The sequence below is a fragment of the Macrococcoides bohemicum genome, assembly GCF_016865215.1.
GTDB classification, from domain to species: domain Bacteria; phylum Bacillota; class Bacilli; order Staphylococcales; family Staphylococcaceae; genus Macrococcoides; species Macrococcoides bohemicum.
In genome coordinates, this window is record NZ_CP054482.1 from 319,993 (window position 1) to 332,918 (window position 12,926).

Consider the following 12,926-nt stretch of genomic DNA (forward strand, 5'->3'; position numbering starts at 1 on the left):
TTTATATACATTTTTAATATGATTAAGACATAATGACTATAGAAAGTTTAAAAGATATGACTTTAGGATAAGAAAAATAACTAAAATACGAATATTAAAATTAATATTCATAAAATTGTATTGATTTTTCCGAACATTGAGATTAGACTATACAAGTATAAAATTTAAAAAGAGGGAAGTGCACAATGAGAAATTATTTTAAGTTTGATGAATTAGGCACAAACTATAAGAGAGAGATACTTGGTGGATTAACGACGTTCTTATCAATGGCTTACATATTAGCGGTTAACCCAGCGATGCTATCTTTAGCAGGCGTAAAAGGTATTCCTGAAAGCATGCGTATGGATGCTGGCGCTGTTTTCGTTGCTACAATTTTAGCTTCAATCGTAGGTTGTTTATTTATGGGGCTTATCGCGAGGTATCCGATTGCGTTAGCACCAGGTATGGGACTTAATGCGTTCTTTGCATTTACGGTTGTATTACAGTACAACATTCCATGGCAAACTGGATTAACGGGTGTTTTATTCTCTGGTATCTTCTTTGCATTGTTAACAATGACCGGCCTTCGCGAAACGATTATCAATGCAATCCCTTTTGAACTTAAAATGGCAGTGTCAGCAGGTATTGGTCTATTCATTACATTCGTTGGTTTAAAAGGTGCTGGTATCGTTCAGGCAAATGAAGCTACTTTAGTATCTTTAGGGAATTTACATGATCCTCATGTATTGCTTGCTGTAGCAGGTATCGTACTAACGATAATTTTAATGGCTAAACGTATTCCAGGTAGTATCTTTATCGGAATGATCATTACTGCTGTTGCAGGGATGTTGTTCGGATTAATCGATGCACCGAAGCAAATCGTTGGAGCAGTACCGAGTATTGAGCCGACTTTCGGTAAAGCATTCGATGCTTTTAGTAATCCTTCTGAATTATTAAACTGGAAATTCATTTCAATTGTACTTACATTCCTATTCATCGATTTCTTTGACACAGCTGGAACATTAGTTGCTGTTGCAACACAAGCCGGTTTAGTCAAAGATAATAAATTACCAAGAGCTGGCCGTTCATTATTTGCAGATTCATTAGCGACAATCACAGGAGCAATATTCGGTACGTCTACTACAACATCTTATATCGAGTCATCTGCAGGTGTAGCAGTTGGAGCACGTACAGGATTTGCAAGTGTTGTTACAGCAATCTGTTTTGCATTGGCTTTATTCTTCTCACCATTAATGTCAGTAGTTACAAGTGCTGTAACAGCACCCGCATTAGTGATCGTAGGTGTATTGATGGTTAGTAATTTAAATAAGATAGAATGGCCGAAGTTCGAAGTCGCCGTACCGGCATTTTTAACAATTATTATGATGCCATTAACATATTCAATCGCTACAGGTATTGCTTGTGGATTTATCTTCTATCCTATTACGATGGTTATGGCGAAACGTCATAAAGAAGTGCATCCAATTATGTACTTCATGGCAGTAGTTTTTATTTGTTATTTTACTTTCGTACAACATTCATAAAAAAATTGCGGATTCTACTATTAGAATCCGCAATTTTTTAATTTTTATATTCTCTTACTGTTTCACCGGCACGACGACTATTGTAATGGGTTGTATTGCCTCTATATTCGCGCGTATTTAACACGATTCCGATATAAACTAACATTAAGAAGAACATTAACCAGTGCATAAACATTCCTACAACCGGAATGAATGCTATGGCGTTTGCAATAATGCCTACTACAGCAATTGTAGAAAGAGAAAATCTCGCTTCATTTGAGCGATCAAGTGCGGTGATGAGTAACATGATGATGTAAATCGAAATATTACTACCGAGCGGTGCCCATCCTAAAGATAAGACATAAGTACCTCCTAAGAATGGTAATCCCATAAACCCTTCAGAAAACAACATAATAAAACCAAGAATCAATAAAATAATGCGTATTGGACTTTTCATTTTTATACCCTCCAAAATTTAAAAGTAACAAATGAAACTTTTTCTTTGTATATACATTATATCATGGTATAATCAAATTCTATGTAAAAACGCTCAGTTAGACATTTTAAAGTTTCTTCTATATTAAATACAGAATAATAAGCGCTTAATATATAAATAATTCATATATATCCATACCTTGAATTTTTGATATTTACTAATAATTAATAAAGATTGAGATAATCTTAAAAATATATTAACAAATATCATGAAAACTATTGCTTATTCATTTATATTCGTGTATTATATCTACTGTTGGACTTTAAAAAGCGATGAAGCGAGAGGTTACTGACACACCCGGCCGCTTTGCCATGGCGATGTGTTTGACAATTTTCGTGGAGAAGTCTATCAAACCAAAATAGACGTTACAAGAGGAGGTAAAATTATGGCAAAACAAAAAATTCGTATTCGTTTGAAAGCGTATGATCACCGTGTGATCGATCAATCAGCTGAGAAAATCGTAGAAACTGCAAAACGTTCAGGTGCAGAAGTATCAGGACCGATTCCGTTACCAACGGAAAAAACAGTTTATACAATTATCCGTGCCGTTCATAAGTACAAAGATTCTCGTGAACAGTTTGAACAACGCACACACAAACGTTTAATCGACATTGTTAACCCTACACCTAAAACAGTTGATGCTCTTATGGGCTTAAACTTACCATCAGGCGTAGACATCGAAATCAAATTATAATAATAAAGTAGGAGGTGCGACTTTCGATGACCAAAGGAATCTTAGGAAGAAAAGTTGGAATGACACAAGTATTCGCTGAAAACGGTGAATTAATTCCAGTAACAGTAGTAGAAGCAGCACAAAACGTAGTATTACAAAAGAAAACTGAAGAAGTTGATGGTTACTCATCAATCCAAATCGGTTTTGAAGACAAACAAGCTTACAAAGCAACGCGTAAATCAAACAAATTTGCGACGAAACCAGCTGAAGGCCATGCTAAAAAAGCAGGCACAGCACCTAAGCGCTTCATTCGTGAATTCAGAAACGTAGATGCTTCTGAATACGAAGTAGGTCAAGAAGTCACTGTGGACGCGTTCCAAGCTGGTGACATCGTTGACGTAACAGGAGTTTCTAAGGGTAAAGGTTTCCAAGGGGCTATTAAACGTCACGGTCAATCACGTGGACCTATGAGTCACGGTTCTCGTTACCACAGACGCCCAGGTTCAATGGGTATGGCATCTGACGCTTCTAAAGTATTTAAAGGTAAAGCATTACCAGGCCGTATGGGTGGTAATACAGTTACTATGCAAAACTTAGAAATCGTTAAAGTAGACGCTGAAGCGAACGTTATCTTAGTAAAAGGTAATGTACCAGGACCTAAAAAAGGTTTAGTAAAAATTCAAACTTCAATTAAAAAAGGTAATAAATAAGTAACCACGAAAGGAGGAAACAAACATAATGGCAAATTATGATGTATTAAAAGTAGATGGAACAAAAGCTGGTTCAATCGAATTAAACGAAAGTGTATTCGGAATCGAACCTAATCAACATGTATTATTCGAAGCAATTAACTTACAAAGAGCTTCTATGCGTCAAGGTACTCATGCAGTTAAAAACCGTTCAGCAGTACGCGGTGGCGGACGTAAACCTTGGAAGCAAAAAGGTACTGGACGTGCGCGTCAAGGTACTATCCGTGCTCCACAATGGCGTGGTGGTGGTATCGTATTCGGTCCAACACCAAGAAGTTATTCATACAAAATGCCTAAAAAAATGCGTCGCTTAGCTTTACGTTCAGCGTTATCAGCTAAAGTGAAAGAAAACGCATTTACAGTTTTAGAATCATTAACTTTTGATGCTCCTAAAACAAAAGAATTCAAAAACATGACTACTACTTTAGAGTTACCAAGAAAAGTATTATTCATCGTTGAAGCTGAAGATGTAAACGTAGCATTATCTGCACGTAACATCCCAGGCGTAACTGTTATTACTGCAACTAGCTTAAACGTTTTAGATATCGTTCATGCTAATCAAGTAGTAATGACGAAAGGTGCAGTTGAAAAAGTAGAGGAGGTGCTTGGTTAATGGAAAATCGCGATATCATTAAGCGCCCCGTTATCACAGAACGTTCATCTGAACAAATGGCACAAGATAAATACACATTTGATGTAGATACTCGTGCAAACAAAACACAAATCAAAATTGCTATCGAAGATATCTTCGATGTAAAAGTTGATAAAGTAAACGTTATGAACTACAAAGCTAAGAAAAAACGTGTTGGCCGTCACAGCGGTTACACAAACAAAAGAAGAAAAGCGATCGTTACGTTAAAAGACGGTTCAATCGATTTCTTCAGCTAAAATCAAACTAAAAAATAAACATTTACCATTAAGGAGGTAAAACGACAATGGCAATTAAACATTATAAGCCAATAACAAACGGTCGTCGTAATATGACAGGTTCAGATTTCGCTGAAATTACGTCAACGTCACCTGAAAAGTCATTACTTGAGCCCCTTCCGAGAAAAGCGGGTCGTAATAACCAAGGTAAGTTAACAGTACGTCACAGAGGTGGCGGTCATAAACGTCAATACCGTGTAATTGATTTCAAACGTAACAAAGATGGTATTCCAGCGAAAGTGGCTACAATCGAATACGATCCAAACCGCTCAGCAAATATCGCTTTATTACATTACTTAGACGGAGAAAAACGCTACATTATCGCGCCTAAAGGATTAACAGTTGGTACACAAGTATTCAACGGTCCTGAAGCTGATATTAAAGTAGGTAACGCATTACCATTAGCAAACATCCCAGTAGGTACAGTAATTCATAACATCGAATTAAAACCTGGTAAGGGTGGCCAATTAGTACGTTCAGCTGGAGCTTCAGCTCAAGTACTAGGTAAAGAAGGTAAATACGTATTAGTTCGTTTAAAATCTGGTGAAGTTCGTATGATCTTAGCTACTTGCCGTGCTACAATCGGTCAAGTTGGTAACGAGCAACACGAATTAATCAACATTGGTAAAGCGGGTCGTTCTAGATGGAAAGGTATCCGTCCAACAGTTCGTGGTTCTGTAATGAACCCTAACGATCACCCACACGGTGGTGGTGAAGGTCGTACTTCAATCGGTCGTCCATCTCCAATGTCACCATGGGGTAAACCAACGCTTGGTAAGAAAACTCGTAAGAAGAAAAACCGTTCTAACAAACTTATCGTTCGTGGACGTAAAAAATAATAATAACTTACTTAAGTTAGCGGCTTAGACCGCTAACGACAGGTAAGACATGAGGGAGGCGCCATAATGGCTCGTAGTCTTAAAAAAGGACCTTTCATCGATGATCACTTAATGAAAAAAGTTGAAGCATTAGAGGAAGGCGGCAAAAAAACAGTAATCAAAACTTGGTCTCGTCGCTCTACAATTTTCCCGAATTTTATCGGACACACTATCGCAGTATACGATGGTCGTAAACACGTACCTGTATACGTAACTGAAGATATGGTTGGACATAAATTAGGTGAATTCGCACCAACTCGTACTTACAAAGGTCACGGTGCAGACGACAAGAAAACTAAACGCTAATTTCAAATAAGGAGGAATAACCATGGAAGCAAAAGCGGTTGCAAGAACAATCAGAATCGCACCTCGTAAAGTGAGATTAGTTTTAGATCTTATCAGAGGTAAAGAAGTAGCGGAAGCTATTGCTATTTTAAAATTAACAAACAAAGCATCATCACCAGTAGTTGAAAAGTTATTAATGTCAGCATTAGCAAATGCGGAACATAACTATGATATGAATATTGATACTTTAATCGTTAAAGAAGCTTATGCAAACGAAGGACCAACTTTAAAACGTTTCCGTCCACGTGCACAAGGTCGTGCAAGTGCGATTAACAAACGTACAAGCCACATCACAATCGTTGTTGGCGATAAAGAAGTTAAAACTTCAAACGAAGCAGTAACTACAGAAGAAGCAAAATAATTTCAATCTCATTAAGGAGGGAATACAGTGGGTCAAAAAATTAATCCTATCGGACTTCGTGTCGGAATCATTCGTGACTGGGATGCGAAATGGTATGCAGAAAAAGATTTCGCTACTCTATTACATGAAGACTTAAAAGTTCGTAAATATATCGCAGAAAACTTAAAAGACGCTTCTGTTTCTCGTGTAGAAATCGAACGCGCAGCGAACCGTGTAAACATCGCTATCCACACTGGTAAACCTGGTATGGTTATCGGTAAAGGCGGATCAGAAATCGAAAAATTACGTAACGCATTAAATAGCTTAACTGGTAAACGTCTTCACATCAACGTTATTGAAATCAAAAAGGTTGATATGGATGCTACATTAGTTGCGGAAAACATTGCACGTCAATTAGAAAACCGTGTATCATTCCGTCGTGCTCAAAAACAAGCGATCCAACGTGCTATGAAGTTAGGTGCTAAAGGTATCAAAACTCAAGTATCAGGTCGTTTAGGCGGCGCAGACATCGCGCGTGCTGAACAATATTCAGAAGGAACTGTTCCACTTCATACATTACGTGCTGACATTGATTACGCACATGCAGAAGCAGACACTACTTATGGTAAATTAGGTGTTAAAGTATGGATCTATCGTGGTGAAGTTCTTCCTACAAAGAAGTCTAGTGAAGGAGGAAAATAGTAATGTTATTACCTAAACGTGTAAAATACCGTCGTCAACATAGACCTAAAACAACTGGTCGTTCTAAAGGCGGAAACGAAGTAACATTTGGTGAATATGGTTTACAAGCAACTACCGCTGCTTGGATTACATCTCGTCAAATTGAATCAGCTCGTATTGCAATGACTCGTTACATGAAACGTGGCGGGAAAGTTTGGATTAAAATCTTCCCTCACACACCATATACTAAAAAACCATTAGAAGTACGTATGGGATCTGGTAAAGGTGCAGTTGAAGGATGGGTAGCAGTAGTAAAACCTGGACGTATTATGTTTGAAATCGCAGGCGTACCTGAAGAAGTAGCACGCGAAGCATTACGTTTAGCATCTCACAAACTTCCAGTGAAAACTAAGTTTGTAAAACGTGAAGAATTGGGTGGTGACACAAATGAAAGCTAAGGAAATTAGAGATTTAACCACTTCAGAAATTGAAACTAAAGTAAAATCGCTTAAAGAGGAACTTTTCAACCTACGCTTTCAGTTAGCTACAGGTCAACTTGAAAATACAGCACGTATTCGCGAAGTGAAAAAATCAATCGCGCGTATGAAAACTGTTGTACGTGAAAGAGAAATCGAGCAACAAAAAACTGAACAAAAATAATTTTTAAGGAATAGGAGGGAACTCTTGTGAGCGAAAGAAACGATCGTAAAGTTTACACAGGTAAAGTTGTATCTGACAAAATGGATAAAACTATCACTGTTGTAGTTGAAACTTACAAAACACATTCTTTATACGGTAAACGTGTAAAGTACTCTAAAAAATATAAAGCACATGATGAAAACAACACAGCGAAAATGGGCGATATCGTAAAAATTATGGAAACACGTCCTTTATCAGCTACAAAACGCTTCCGTTTAGTAGAAGTTGTTGAAGAATCAATTATCATTTAATAAGTAAATTAGATAAAGGAGGTAACTCGAATGATCCAACAAGAATCACGCTTGAAAGTAGCAGATAACTCTGGTGCTCGTGAAGTATTAACTATTAAAGTATTAGGCGGATCTGGTCGTAAAACAGCTAACATCGGTGACGTAATCGTATGTACAGTTAAAAATGCTACACCAGGTGGCGTTGTTAAAAAAGGTGACGTTGTTAAAGCTGTTATCGTTCGTACTAAATCTGGTGTACGTCGTAACGACGGTTCATACATCAAATTTGACGAAAACGCTTGTGTTATCATCCGTGATGACAAAGGACCTCGTGGAACACGTATCTTTGGACCTGTTGCACGTGAATTACGTGAAGGTAACTTCATGAAAATCGTTTCATTAGCACCTGAAGTATTATAATAAACACTAATAAAGAGGAGGTGTCTACGACATGCATATTAAAAAAGGCGACAAAGTTATCGTTATCACAGGTAAAGATAAAGGTAAAACAGGAACAGTAATCGAAGCTCTTCCTAAAAAAGATCGCGTAGTTGTTGAAGGTGTAAACATTGTGAAAAAACACCAAAAACCTACTCAAATGAATCCTGAAGGCGGCATCGTTGAATTTGAAGCTGCAATTCACGTTTCAAATGTTATGTTAATTGACCCAAAAACAAATAAACCAACTCGTGTTGGTACGAAAATAGAAGATGGTAAGAAAGTACGTGTAGCTAAGAAATCTGGAGAAATCATTAAATAATTATCTGGAAGGAGGTTCTCACATTGACACAAACACGTTTAAAAGAAAAATTCATTAAAGAAATCTCACCTGAAATGATGAAGAAATTTAATTACGCATCAGTGATGGAAGTACCAAAAATCGAAAAAATCGTAGTAAACATGGGTATCGGTGACGCAGTTCAAAACTCTAAAGTCTTAGACTCAGCTGTTGAAGAATTACAAGCAATCACTGGTCAAAAACCAATGGTTACACGTGCTAAAAAATCAATCGCGACATTCCGTTTACGTGAAGGTATGCCTATCGGAGCTAAAGTTACTTTACGTGGCGAAAGAATGTACGAATTCTTTGATAAATTAGTAAACGTTTCATTACCTCGTGTACGTGACTTCCGTGGTATCTCAAACAAAGCGTTTGACGGTCGCGGTAACTACACATTAGGTGTAAAAGAACAATTAATTTTCCCTGAAATCGATTATGATAAAGTAAGTAAAACACGCGGAATGGATATCGTTATCGTAACTACTGCTAACACTGACGAGGAAGCTCGTGAATTGTTAACACAATTCGGTATGCCATTTCAAAAGTAATCTCTAATATAAAAGGAGGCTAAATTTAGTGGCTAAAAAATCAATGATCGCTAAACAACAGCGTAAACAAAAATTTAAAGTACAAGAATACACTCGTTGTGAACGTTGCGGACGTCCACATTCAGTATTACGCAAATTCAAACTTTGCCGTATTTGTTTCCGTGAATTAGCTTATAAAGGTCAGATTCCTGGCGTTAAAAAAGCAAGCTGGTAAAATTCAAACCTGAAAGGAGGATATTTTAAATGACTATGTCAGATCCAATCGCAGATATGCTAACTCGCGTACGTAACGCAAACATGGTACGTCACGAGAAATTAGAATTACCTGCATCAAACATTAAAAAAGAAATCGCTGAAATCCTTAAACGTGAAGGATTCGTTAAAAGTGTTGAATATATTGAAGATGATAAACAAGGTGTTATCCGTATGTTCTTAAAATACGGTTCTAACAACGAACGTGTTATCACTGGTTTAAAACGTATCTCTAAACCTGGTTTACGTGTATACGCAAAAGCTGATGAATTACCAAAAGTATTAAATGGTTTAGGTATTGCATTAGTTTCAACTTCTGAAGGTGTATTAACTGATAAAGAAGCGCGTCAACGTAACATCGGTGGAGAAGTATTAGCTTACATCTGGTAAGAATTATTAAAGAAGGAGGTGCCGACTAATGAGTCGTGTTGGTAAGAAGATTATTGAAATCCCAGCTGGGGTTGACATTAAAATCGACGGTAATACTGTAACGGTTAAAGGACCTAAAGGTGAATTAACTAATACATTTAATGAAGAAATGACATATAAATTAGAAGACAATACTTTAGAAGTAGTTCGTCCATCTGATTCTAAAGCTCATAAAACAATCCACGGAACTACACGTGCTTTAATCGCTAACATGGTTGAAGGTGTATCTAAAGGATTCGAAAAGAACCTAGAATTAATCGGGGTTGGTTACCGTGCTCAAATGCAAGGTAAAAACTTAATCCTTAATGTTGGATACTCTCACCCAATTGAAATCGTAGCTGAAGATGGTATTACATTATCAGTAGATAAAAATACGAAAGTAAAAGTTGAAGGTATTTCTAACGAACGTGTTGGAGCAATCGCTTCAAATATCCGTGCTACTCGTCCTCCAGAGCCTTATAAAGGTAAAGGTGTACGTTACGAAGGCGAATATGTTCGTCGTAAAGAAGGTAAAACTGGTAAGTAATCTCTAAAATAGGAAAGGAGAATATTCATGATCACTAAAATCGATAAGAACAAAGTGCGTATGAAAAGACATGCTCGTGTACGTAGCAGATTAGCTGGTACTACTGAGCGTCCTCGTTTAAACGTATATCGTTCAAACAAACATATTTACGCACAAGTGATTGATGACGTTAAAGGTGTAACTTTAGCTCAAGCATCAACACAAGATAAAGGTTTAGGCTTAGAAGCGACTTCAAATGTTGAAGCAGCAGCTAAAGTCGGTGAAGCAGTTGCTAAATTAGCAGTAGAAAAAGGCGTTAAAGCAGTTGTATTCGACCGCGGAGGATATTTATTCCACGGACGTGTAAAAGCATTAGCTGATGCAGCACGCGAAAACGGTTTAGAATTTTAATAAAAGGAGGAACTCTTAATGCGTCGTGAAAAAGAAGTTAAAGAATTTGAAGAACGCGTAGTTACCATCAACCGTGTATCTAAAGTTGTTAAGGGTGGACGTCGTATGCGTTTCACTGCTTTAGTAGTTGTTGGAGATAAAAATGGTCGCGTTGGTTTCGGTACTGGTAAAGCACAAGAAGTACCAGAAGCGATTAAAAAAGCAATCGAAGATGCTAAGAAAAACTTAATCACTGTTCCTCGTGTTAAAGGTACAACACCTCACGAAGTTACAGGTAGATTTGGAGCAGGAAGCGTACTAATCAAACCTGCAGCACCTGGTACAGGAGTTATCGCTGGTGGTCCAGTCCGTGCCGTGTTAGAATTAGCTGGTATTACTGATATCTTAAGTAAATCATTAGGTTCAAATACACCGATCAACATGGTTCGTGCTACTGTTGAAGGTTTAAAAGAACTTAAAGTTGCAGAAGATGTTGCTAAATTACGTGGTAAATCAGTCGAAGAATTATACAATTAAGGAGGGCATAAACAATGGCTAAAATTAAAATTACCCTCACTCGTAGTATTATCGGTCGTCCTGAAACACAACGTAAAACTGTTAAAGCTTTAGGGCTTAACAAAATGCATCAAACAGTTGAAGTTGATGACAACCCTGCGATTCGTGGGCAAATTAACAAAGTAAGTCACTTAGTGACAATAACAGAAGCATAATATATTTTTAAGAATAAGGAGGTGCCGAAATGAAATTACATGAAATGAAACCAGTTGAAGGCGCTCGTAAAGAACGTAACCGTGTTGGTCGCGGTATGGCTTCAGGTAATGGTAAAACAAGTGGACGTGGTCACAAAGGTCAAAAAGCACGTTCAGGTGGTGGAGTACGTTTAGGCTTTGAAGGTGGACAATTACCTTTATTCCGTCGTTTACCAAAACGTGGATTTACAAACATTAACCGTAAAGACTACGCGATTGTTAACTTAGATCAATTAAACCGTTTTGAAGAAGGTACAGAAGTAACACCAGCTTTACTTATTGAATCAGGTGTAGTATCTAATGAAAAATCAGGTATTAAAATTCTTGGTAATGGTGAATTAACAGCAAAGTTAACAGTAAAAGCTCATAAATTTTCAGCTTCAGCGAAAGAAGCAATTGAAGGTAAGGGCGGAACAACTGAGGTGATCTAATGTTTGATACGCTTATTAGTTTCTTTAAAGTAAAAGAAATACGTAGCAAAATCATCTTTACACTCGCAATGTTAATTATCTTTAAAATTGGAACATATATTCCAGTTCCAGGTGTCAACCCAGCAGCGTTTGAGAGTCAGGCCAATAAAGGTATTACTGATTTGATGAATACGTTTGGTGGGGGAGCACTACAGAATTTCTCTATTCTTGCAATGGGGATCATGCCATACATTACAGCATCAATCGTAGTTCAGTTACTACAGATGGATGTTGTACCCAAGTTTACAGAATGGTCTAAACAAGGTGAAGTTGGACGTAAAAAGCTTACGCAATTTACGCGTTACTTCACAATTGTTCTAGCATTCATTCAAGGTTTTGGTATGAGTTATAGTTTCAATAACATGTTAGGTGGTCAATTGATCACGAATACAAGTATATGGAACTTCATTCTTATCGCTATCGTGTTAACAGCAGGTACTGCATTTTTGATGTGGTTAGGTGAACAAATTACACAACACGGTGTTGGTAATGGTATTTCTATTATCATCTTCGGTGGTATTTTATCTTCTATTCCACCAGCGTTAATTCAGTACTATCAACAATCATTTGTTGGTGCGAACGATACAACAATGGCAGTTTTAGAAGCGATTGGTATTTTTATTGGTATGATACTTCTTACAGCTTTTGCAGTATTCGTACTTCAAGCAGTTCGTAAAATACCTATTCAATACGCGAAACGTACAACAGGTAACAGATTAGCACCACAAGCAACATTTTTACCTTTAAAGGTTAATGCTGCCGGGGTTATTCCAGTTATCTTTGCAATGGCGTTTTTCATGCTTCCGAAGACGTTACAATTACTCTTCCCGAAAGCGGATTGGGCAAAAACTTTGGCAGCACATTCTGATCCGGCACAGCCGATTGGTATGATTGTATATGTAATATTAATTATTGCATTTGCTTACTTTTATGCATTTGTTCAGGTTAATCCAGAACAAATGGCTGACAATTTAAGAAAACAGGGTAGTTACGTACCGGGAATTCGTCCTGGTAAAAATACTCAAAACTATATTACAAAAGTTCTTTATCGTTTAACTTTTGTTGGAGCGCTTTTCTTAGCAGGAATCGCCGTGTTACCATTAATCGTTTCTGATTTCTTAAACTTACCTCAATCATTACGTATTGGTGGAACGAGTTTATTAATCGTAATCGGGGTAGCATTAGAGACAATTGCTCAGTTAAAGGCTCAACTTGGTCAACGTGAATATAAAGGTTTTAAAAGACGTTAATGTCTGGAGGG

The 12,926-nt window shown here is 37.3% G+C and carries 24 protein-coding genes; 23 read left to right on the forward strand and 1 reads right to left on the reverse strand.

What is annotated here, in order from left to right; genetic code table 11:
- Window positions 1-185: 185 nt before the first annotated feature.
- Entirely contained in the window at window positions 186-1,523 is a 1,338-nt protein-coding gene (locus HT586_RS01670; protein ID WP_203546100.1) for an NCS2 family permease, read from the forward strand.
- A gap of 37 nt (window positions 1,524-1,560) precedes the next feature.
- Here HT586_RS01670 and HT586_RS01675 read toward each other — a convergent pair whose 3' ends face one another.
- A complete protein-coding gene (locus HT586_RS01675; RefSeq protein ID WP_096077504.1) occupies window positions 1,561-1,959 on the reverse strand; it encodes a hypothetical protein in 399 nt (132 codons plus the stop codon).
- Between the two features lie 424 nt (window positions 1,960-2,383).
- Between HT586_RS01675 and rpsJ the strand changes: the two genes are divergently transcribed.
- From rpsJ to secY, 22 genes are all read left to right on the forward strand, one after another.
- A complete protein-coding gene (rpsJ, locus tag HT586_RS01680) occupies window positions 2,384-2,692 on the forward strand; it encodes a 30S ribosomal protein S10 (RefSeq protein WP_096077503.1) in 309 nt (102 codons plus the stop codon).
- A gap of 26 nt (window positions 2,693-2,718) precedes the next feature.
- Window positions 2,719-3,381, forward strand: coding sequence for a 50S ribosomal protein L3 (rplC, locus tag HT586_RS01685; RefSeq protein WP_099578991.1), 663 nt, complete (start codon window positions 2,719-2,721; stop codon window positions 3,379-3,381).
- Window positions 3,382-3,409: 28 nt separating this feature from the next.
- Window positions 3,410-4,033: a 50S ribosomal protein L4 gene (rplD, locus tag HT586_RS01690; protein ID WP_203546101.1), complete on the forward strand. Its 624-nt coding sequence runs from the start codon at window positions 3,410-3,412 to the stop codon at window positions 4,031-4,033.
- Window positions 4,033-4,308: a 50S ribosomal protein L23 gene (gene rplW / locus HT586_RS01695; RefSeq protein ID WP_096077500.1), complete on the forward strand. Its 276-nt coding sequence runs from the start codon at window positions 4,033-4,035 to the stop codon at window positions 4,306-4,308. The genes rplD and rplW overlap by 1 nt, the downstream gene beginning before the upstream one ends.
- A 47-nt stretch (window positions 4,309-4,355) precedes the next feature.
- Entirely contained in the window at window positions 4,356-5,186 is an 831-nt protein-coding gene (rplB, locus tag HT586_RS01700) for a 50S ribosomal protein L2 (protein WP_096077499.1), read from the forward strand.
- Window positions 5,187-5,252: 66 nt separating this feature from the next.
- Entirely contained in the window at window positions 5,253-5,531 is a 279-nt protein-coding gene (gene rpsS, locus HT586_RS01705) for a 30S ribosomal protein S19 (RefSeq protein ID WP_012656110.1), read from the forward strand.
- Window positions 5,532-5,553: 22 nt separating this feature from the next.
- Entirely contained in the window at window positions 5,554-5,931 is a 378-nt protein-coding gene (gene rplV / locus HT586_RS01710; RefSeq protein ID WP_096077497.1) for a 50S ribosomal protein L22, read from the forward strand.
- A 27-nt stretch (window positions 5,932-5,958) separates the two neighbouring features.
- Complete coding sequence (gene rpsC, locus HT586_RS01715; protein ID WP_203546102.1) at window positions 5,959-6,612, forward strand: 30S ribosomal protein S3; 654 nt, start codon at window positions 5,959-5,961, stop codon at window positions 6,610-6,612.
- A gap of 2 nt (window positions 6,613-6,614) precedes the next feature.
- Complete coding sequence (gene rplP, locus HT586_RS01720) at window positions 6,615-7,049, forward strand: 50S ribosomal protein L16 (protein ID WP_012656113.1); 435 nt, start codon at window positions 6,615-6,617, stop codon at window positions 7,047-7,049.
- On the forward strand, window positions 7,039-7,251 hold the full coding sequence (gene rpmC / locus HT586_RS01725; RefSeq protein WP_041635771.1) for a 50S ribosomal protein L29: 213 nt from the start codon (window positions 7,039-7,041) through the stop codon (window positions 7,249-7,251). Before rplP ends, rpmC begins: the two co-directional genes overlap by 11 nt.
- Before the next feature lie 26 nt (window positions 7,252-7,277).
- On the forward strand, window positions 7,278-7,541 hold the full coding sequence (gene rpsQ / locus HT586_RS01730; RefSeq protein ID WP_096077495.1) for a 30S ribosomal protein S17: 264 nt from the start codon (window positions 7,278-7,280) through the stop codon (window positions 7,539-7,541).
- A gap of 30 nt (window positions 7,542-7,571) precedes the next feature.
- The gene (gene rplN / locus HT586_RS01735) at window positions 7,572-7,940 is read left to right on the forward strand and encodes a 50S ribosomal protein L14 (protein ID WP_086041702.1); all 369 of its coding nucleotides are present in this window, start codon (window positions 7,572-7,574) and stop codon (window positions 7,938-7,940) included.
- 31 nt (window positions 7,941-7,971) lie between these two features.
- Complete coding sequence (rplX, locus tag HT586_RS01740) at window positions 7,972-8,280, forward strand: 50S ribosomal protein L24 (RefSeq protein WP_096077494.1); 309 nt, start codon at window positions 7,972-7,974, stop codon at window positions 8,278-8,280.
- A gap of 23 nt (window positions 8,281-8,303) precedes the next feature.
- Window positions 8,304-8,849, forward strand: a complete 546-nt coding sequence (gene rplE / locus HT586_RS01745) for a 50S ribosomal protein L5 (protein WP_096077493.1) — start codon at window positions 8,304-8,306, stop codon at window positions 8,847-8,849.
- 28 nt (window positions 8,850-8,877) lie between these two features.
- Window positions 8,878-9,063, forward strand: a complete 186-nt coding sequence (gene rpsN / locus HT586_RS01750; protein WP_036787751.1) for a 30S ribosomal protein S14 — start codon at window positions 8,878-8,880, stop codon at window positions 9,061-9,063.
- A gap of 29 nt (window positions 9,064-9,092) precedes the next feature.
- Window positions 9,093-9,491, forward strand: coding sequence for a 30S ribosomal protein S8 (rpsH, locus tag HT586_RS01755; protein ID WP_096077492.1), 399 nt, complete (start codon window positions 9,093-9,095; stop codon window positions 9,489-9,491).
- Window positions 9,492-9,519: 28 nt separating this feature from the next.
- Complete coding sequence (rplF, locus tag HT586_RS01760) at window positions 9,520-10,056, forward strand: 50S ribosomal protein L6 (RefSeq protein WP_203546103.1); 537 nt, start codon at window positions 9,520-9,522, stop codon at window positions 10,054-10,056.
- Window positions 10,057-10,083: 27 nt separating this feature from the next.
- Complete coding sequence (gene rplR, locus HT586_RS01765) at window positions 10,084-10,446, forward strand: 50S ribosomal protein L18 (RefSeq protein WP_096077490.1); 363 nt, start codon at window positions 10,084-10,086, stop codon at window positions 10,444-10,446.
- Between the two features lie 18 nt (window positions 10,447-10,464).
- On the forward strand, window positions 10,465-10,962 hold the full coding sequence (gene rpsE, locus HT586_RS01770; RefSeq protein WP_012656122.1) for a 30S ribosomal protein S5: 498 nt from the start codon (window positions 10,465-10,467) through the stop codon (window positions 10,960-10,962).
- Between the two features lie 14 nt (window positions 10,963-10,976).
- Window positions 10,977-11,156: a 50S ribosomal protein L30 gene (gene rpmD / locus HT586_RS01775; RefSeq protein ID WP_096077489.1), complete on the forward strand. Its 180-nt coding sequence runs from the start codon at window positions 10,977-10,979 to the stop codon at window positions 11,154-11,156.
- Between the two features lie 29 nt (window positions 11,157-11,185).
- The gene (rplO, locus tag HT586_RS01780) at window positions 11,186-11,626 is read left to right on the forward strand and encodes a 50S ribosomal protein L15 (protein WP_096077488.1); all 441 of its coding nucleotides are present in this window, start codon (window positions 11,186-11,188) and stop codon (window positions 11,624-11,626) included.
- Complete coding sequence (secY, locus tag HT586_RS01785) at window positions 11,626-12,915, forward strand: preprotein translocase subunit SecY (RefSeq protein WP_188018037.1); 1,290 nt, start codon at window positions 11,626-11,628, stop codon at window positions 12,913-12,915. The genes rplO and secY overlap by 1 nt, the downstream gene beginning before the upstream one ends.
- Window positions 12,916-12,926: the final 11 nt, after the last annotated feature.

Coding starts and splice junctions, on each gene's coding strand:
- rpmD (WP_096077489.1), top strand. CDS start 10,977: ATGGCTAAAATTAAAATTACCCTCACTCGTAGTATTATCGGTCGTCCT.
- rplN (WP_086041702.1), top strand. CDS start 7,572: ATGATCCAACAAGAATCACGCTTGAAAGTAGCAGATAACTCTGGTGCT.
- rplB (WP_096077499.1), top strand. CDS start 4,356: ATGGCAATTAAACATTATAAGCCAATAACAAACGGTCGTCGTAATATG.
- rplF (WP_203546103.1), top strand. CDS start 9,520: ATGAGTCGTGTTGGTAAGAAGATTATTGAAATCCCAGCTGGGGTTGAC.
- rplC (WP_099578991.1), top strand. CDS start 2,719: ATGACCAAAGGAATCTTAGGAAGAAAAGTTGGAATGACACAAGTATTC.
- rpsJ (WP_096077503.1), top strand. CDS start 2,384: ATGGCAAAACAAAAAATTCGTATTCGTTTGAAAGCGTATGATCACCGT.
- HT586_RS01675 (WP_096077504.1), bottom strand. CDS start 1,959: ATGAAAAGTCCAATACGCATTATTTTATTGATTCTTGGTTTTATTATG.
- rplP (WP_012656113.1), top strand. CDS start 6,615: ATGTTATTACCTAAACGTGTAAAATACCGTCGTCAACATAGACCTAAA.
- HT586_RS01670 (WP_203546100.1), top strand. CDS start 186: ATGAGAAATTATTTTAAGTTTGATGAATTAGGCACAAACTATAAGAGA.
- rpsH (WP_096077492.1), top strand. CDS start 9,093: ATGACTATGTCAGATCCAATCGCAGATATGCTAACTCGCGTACGTAAC.
- rplD (WP_203546101.1), top strand. CDS start 3,410: ATGGCAAATTATGATGTATTAAAAGTAGATGGAACAAAAGCTGGTTCA.
- rplO (WP_096077488.1), top strand. CDS start 11,186: ATGAAATTACATGAAATGAAACCAGTTGAAGGCGCTCGTAAAGAACGT.
- rpsS (WP_012656110.1), top strand. CDS start 5,253: ATGGCTCGTAGTCTTAAAAAAGGACCTTTCATCGATGATCACTTAATG.
- rplR (WP_096077490.1), top strand. CDS start 10,084: ATGATCACTAAAATCGATAAGAACAAAGTGCGTATGAAAAGACATGCT.
- rpmC (WP_041635771.1), top strand. CDS start 7,039: ATGAAAGCTAAGGAAATTAGAGATTTAACCACTTCAGAAATTGAAACT.
- rpsE (WP_012656122.1), top strand. CDS start 10,465: ATGCGTCGTGAAAAAGAAGTTAAAGAATTTGAAGAACGCGTAGTTACC.
- rplX (WP_096077494.1), top strand. CDS start 7,972: ATGCATATTAAAAAAGGCGACAAAGTTATCGTTATCACAGGTAAAGAT.
- secY (WP_188018037.1), top strand. CDS start 11,626: ATGTTTGATACGCTTATTAGTTTCTTTAAAGTAAAAGAAATACGTAGC.
- rplW (WP_096077500.1), top strand. CDS start 4,033: ATGGAAAATCGCGATATCATTAAGCGCCCCGTTATCACAGAACGTTCA.
- rplV (WP_096077497.1), top strand. CDS start 5,554: ATGGAAGCAAAAGCGGTTGCAAGAACAATCAGAATCGCACCTCGTAAA.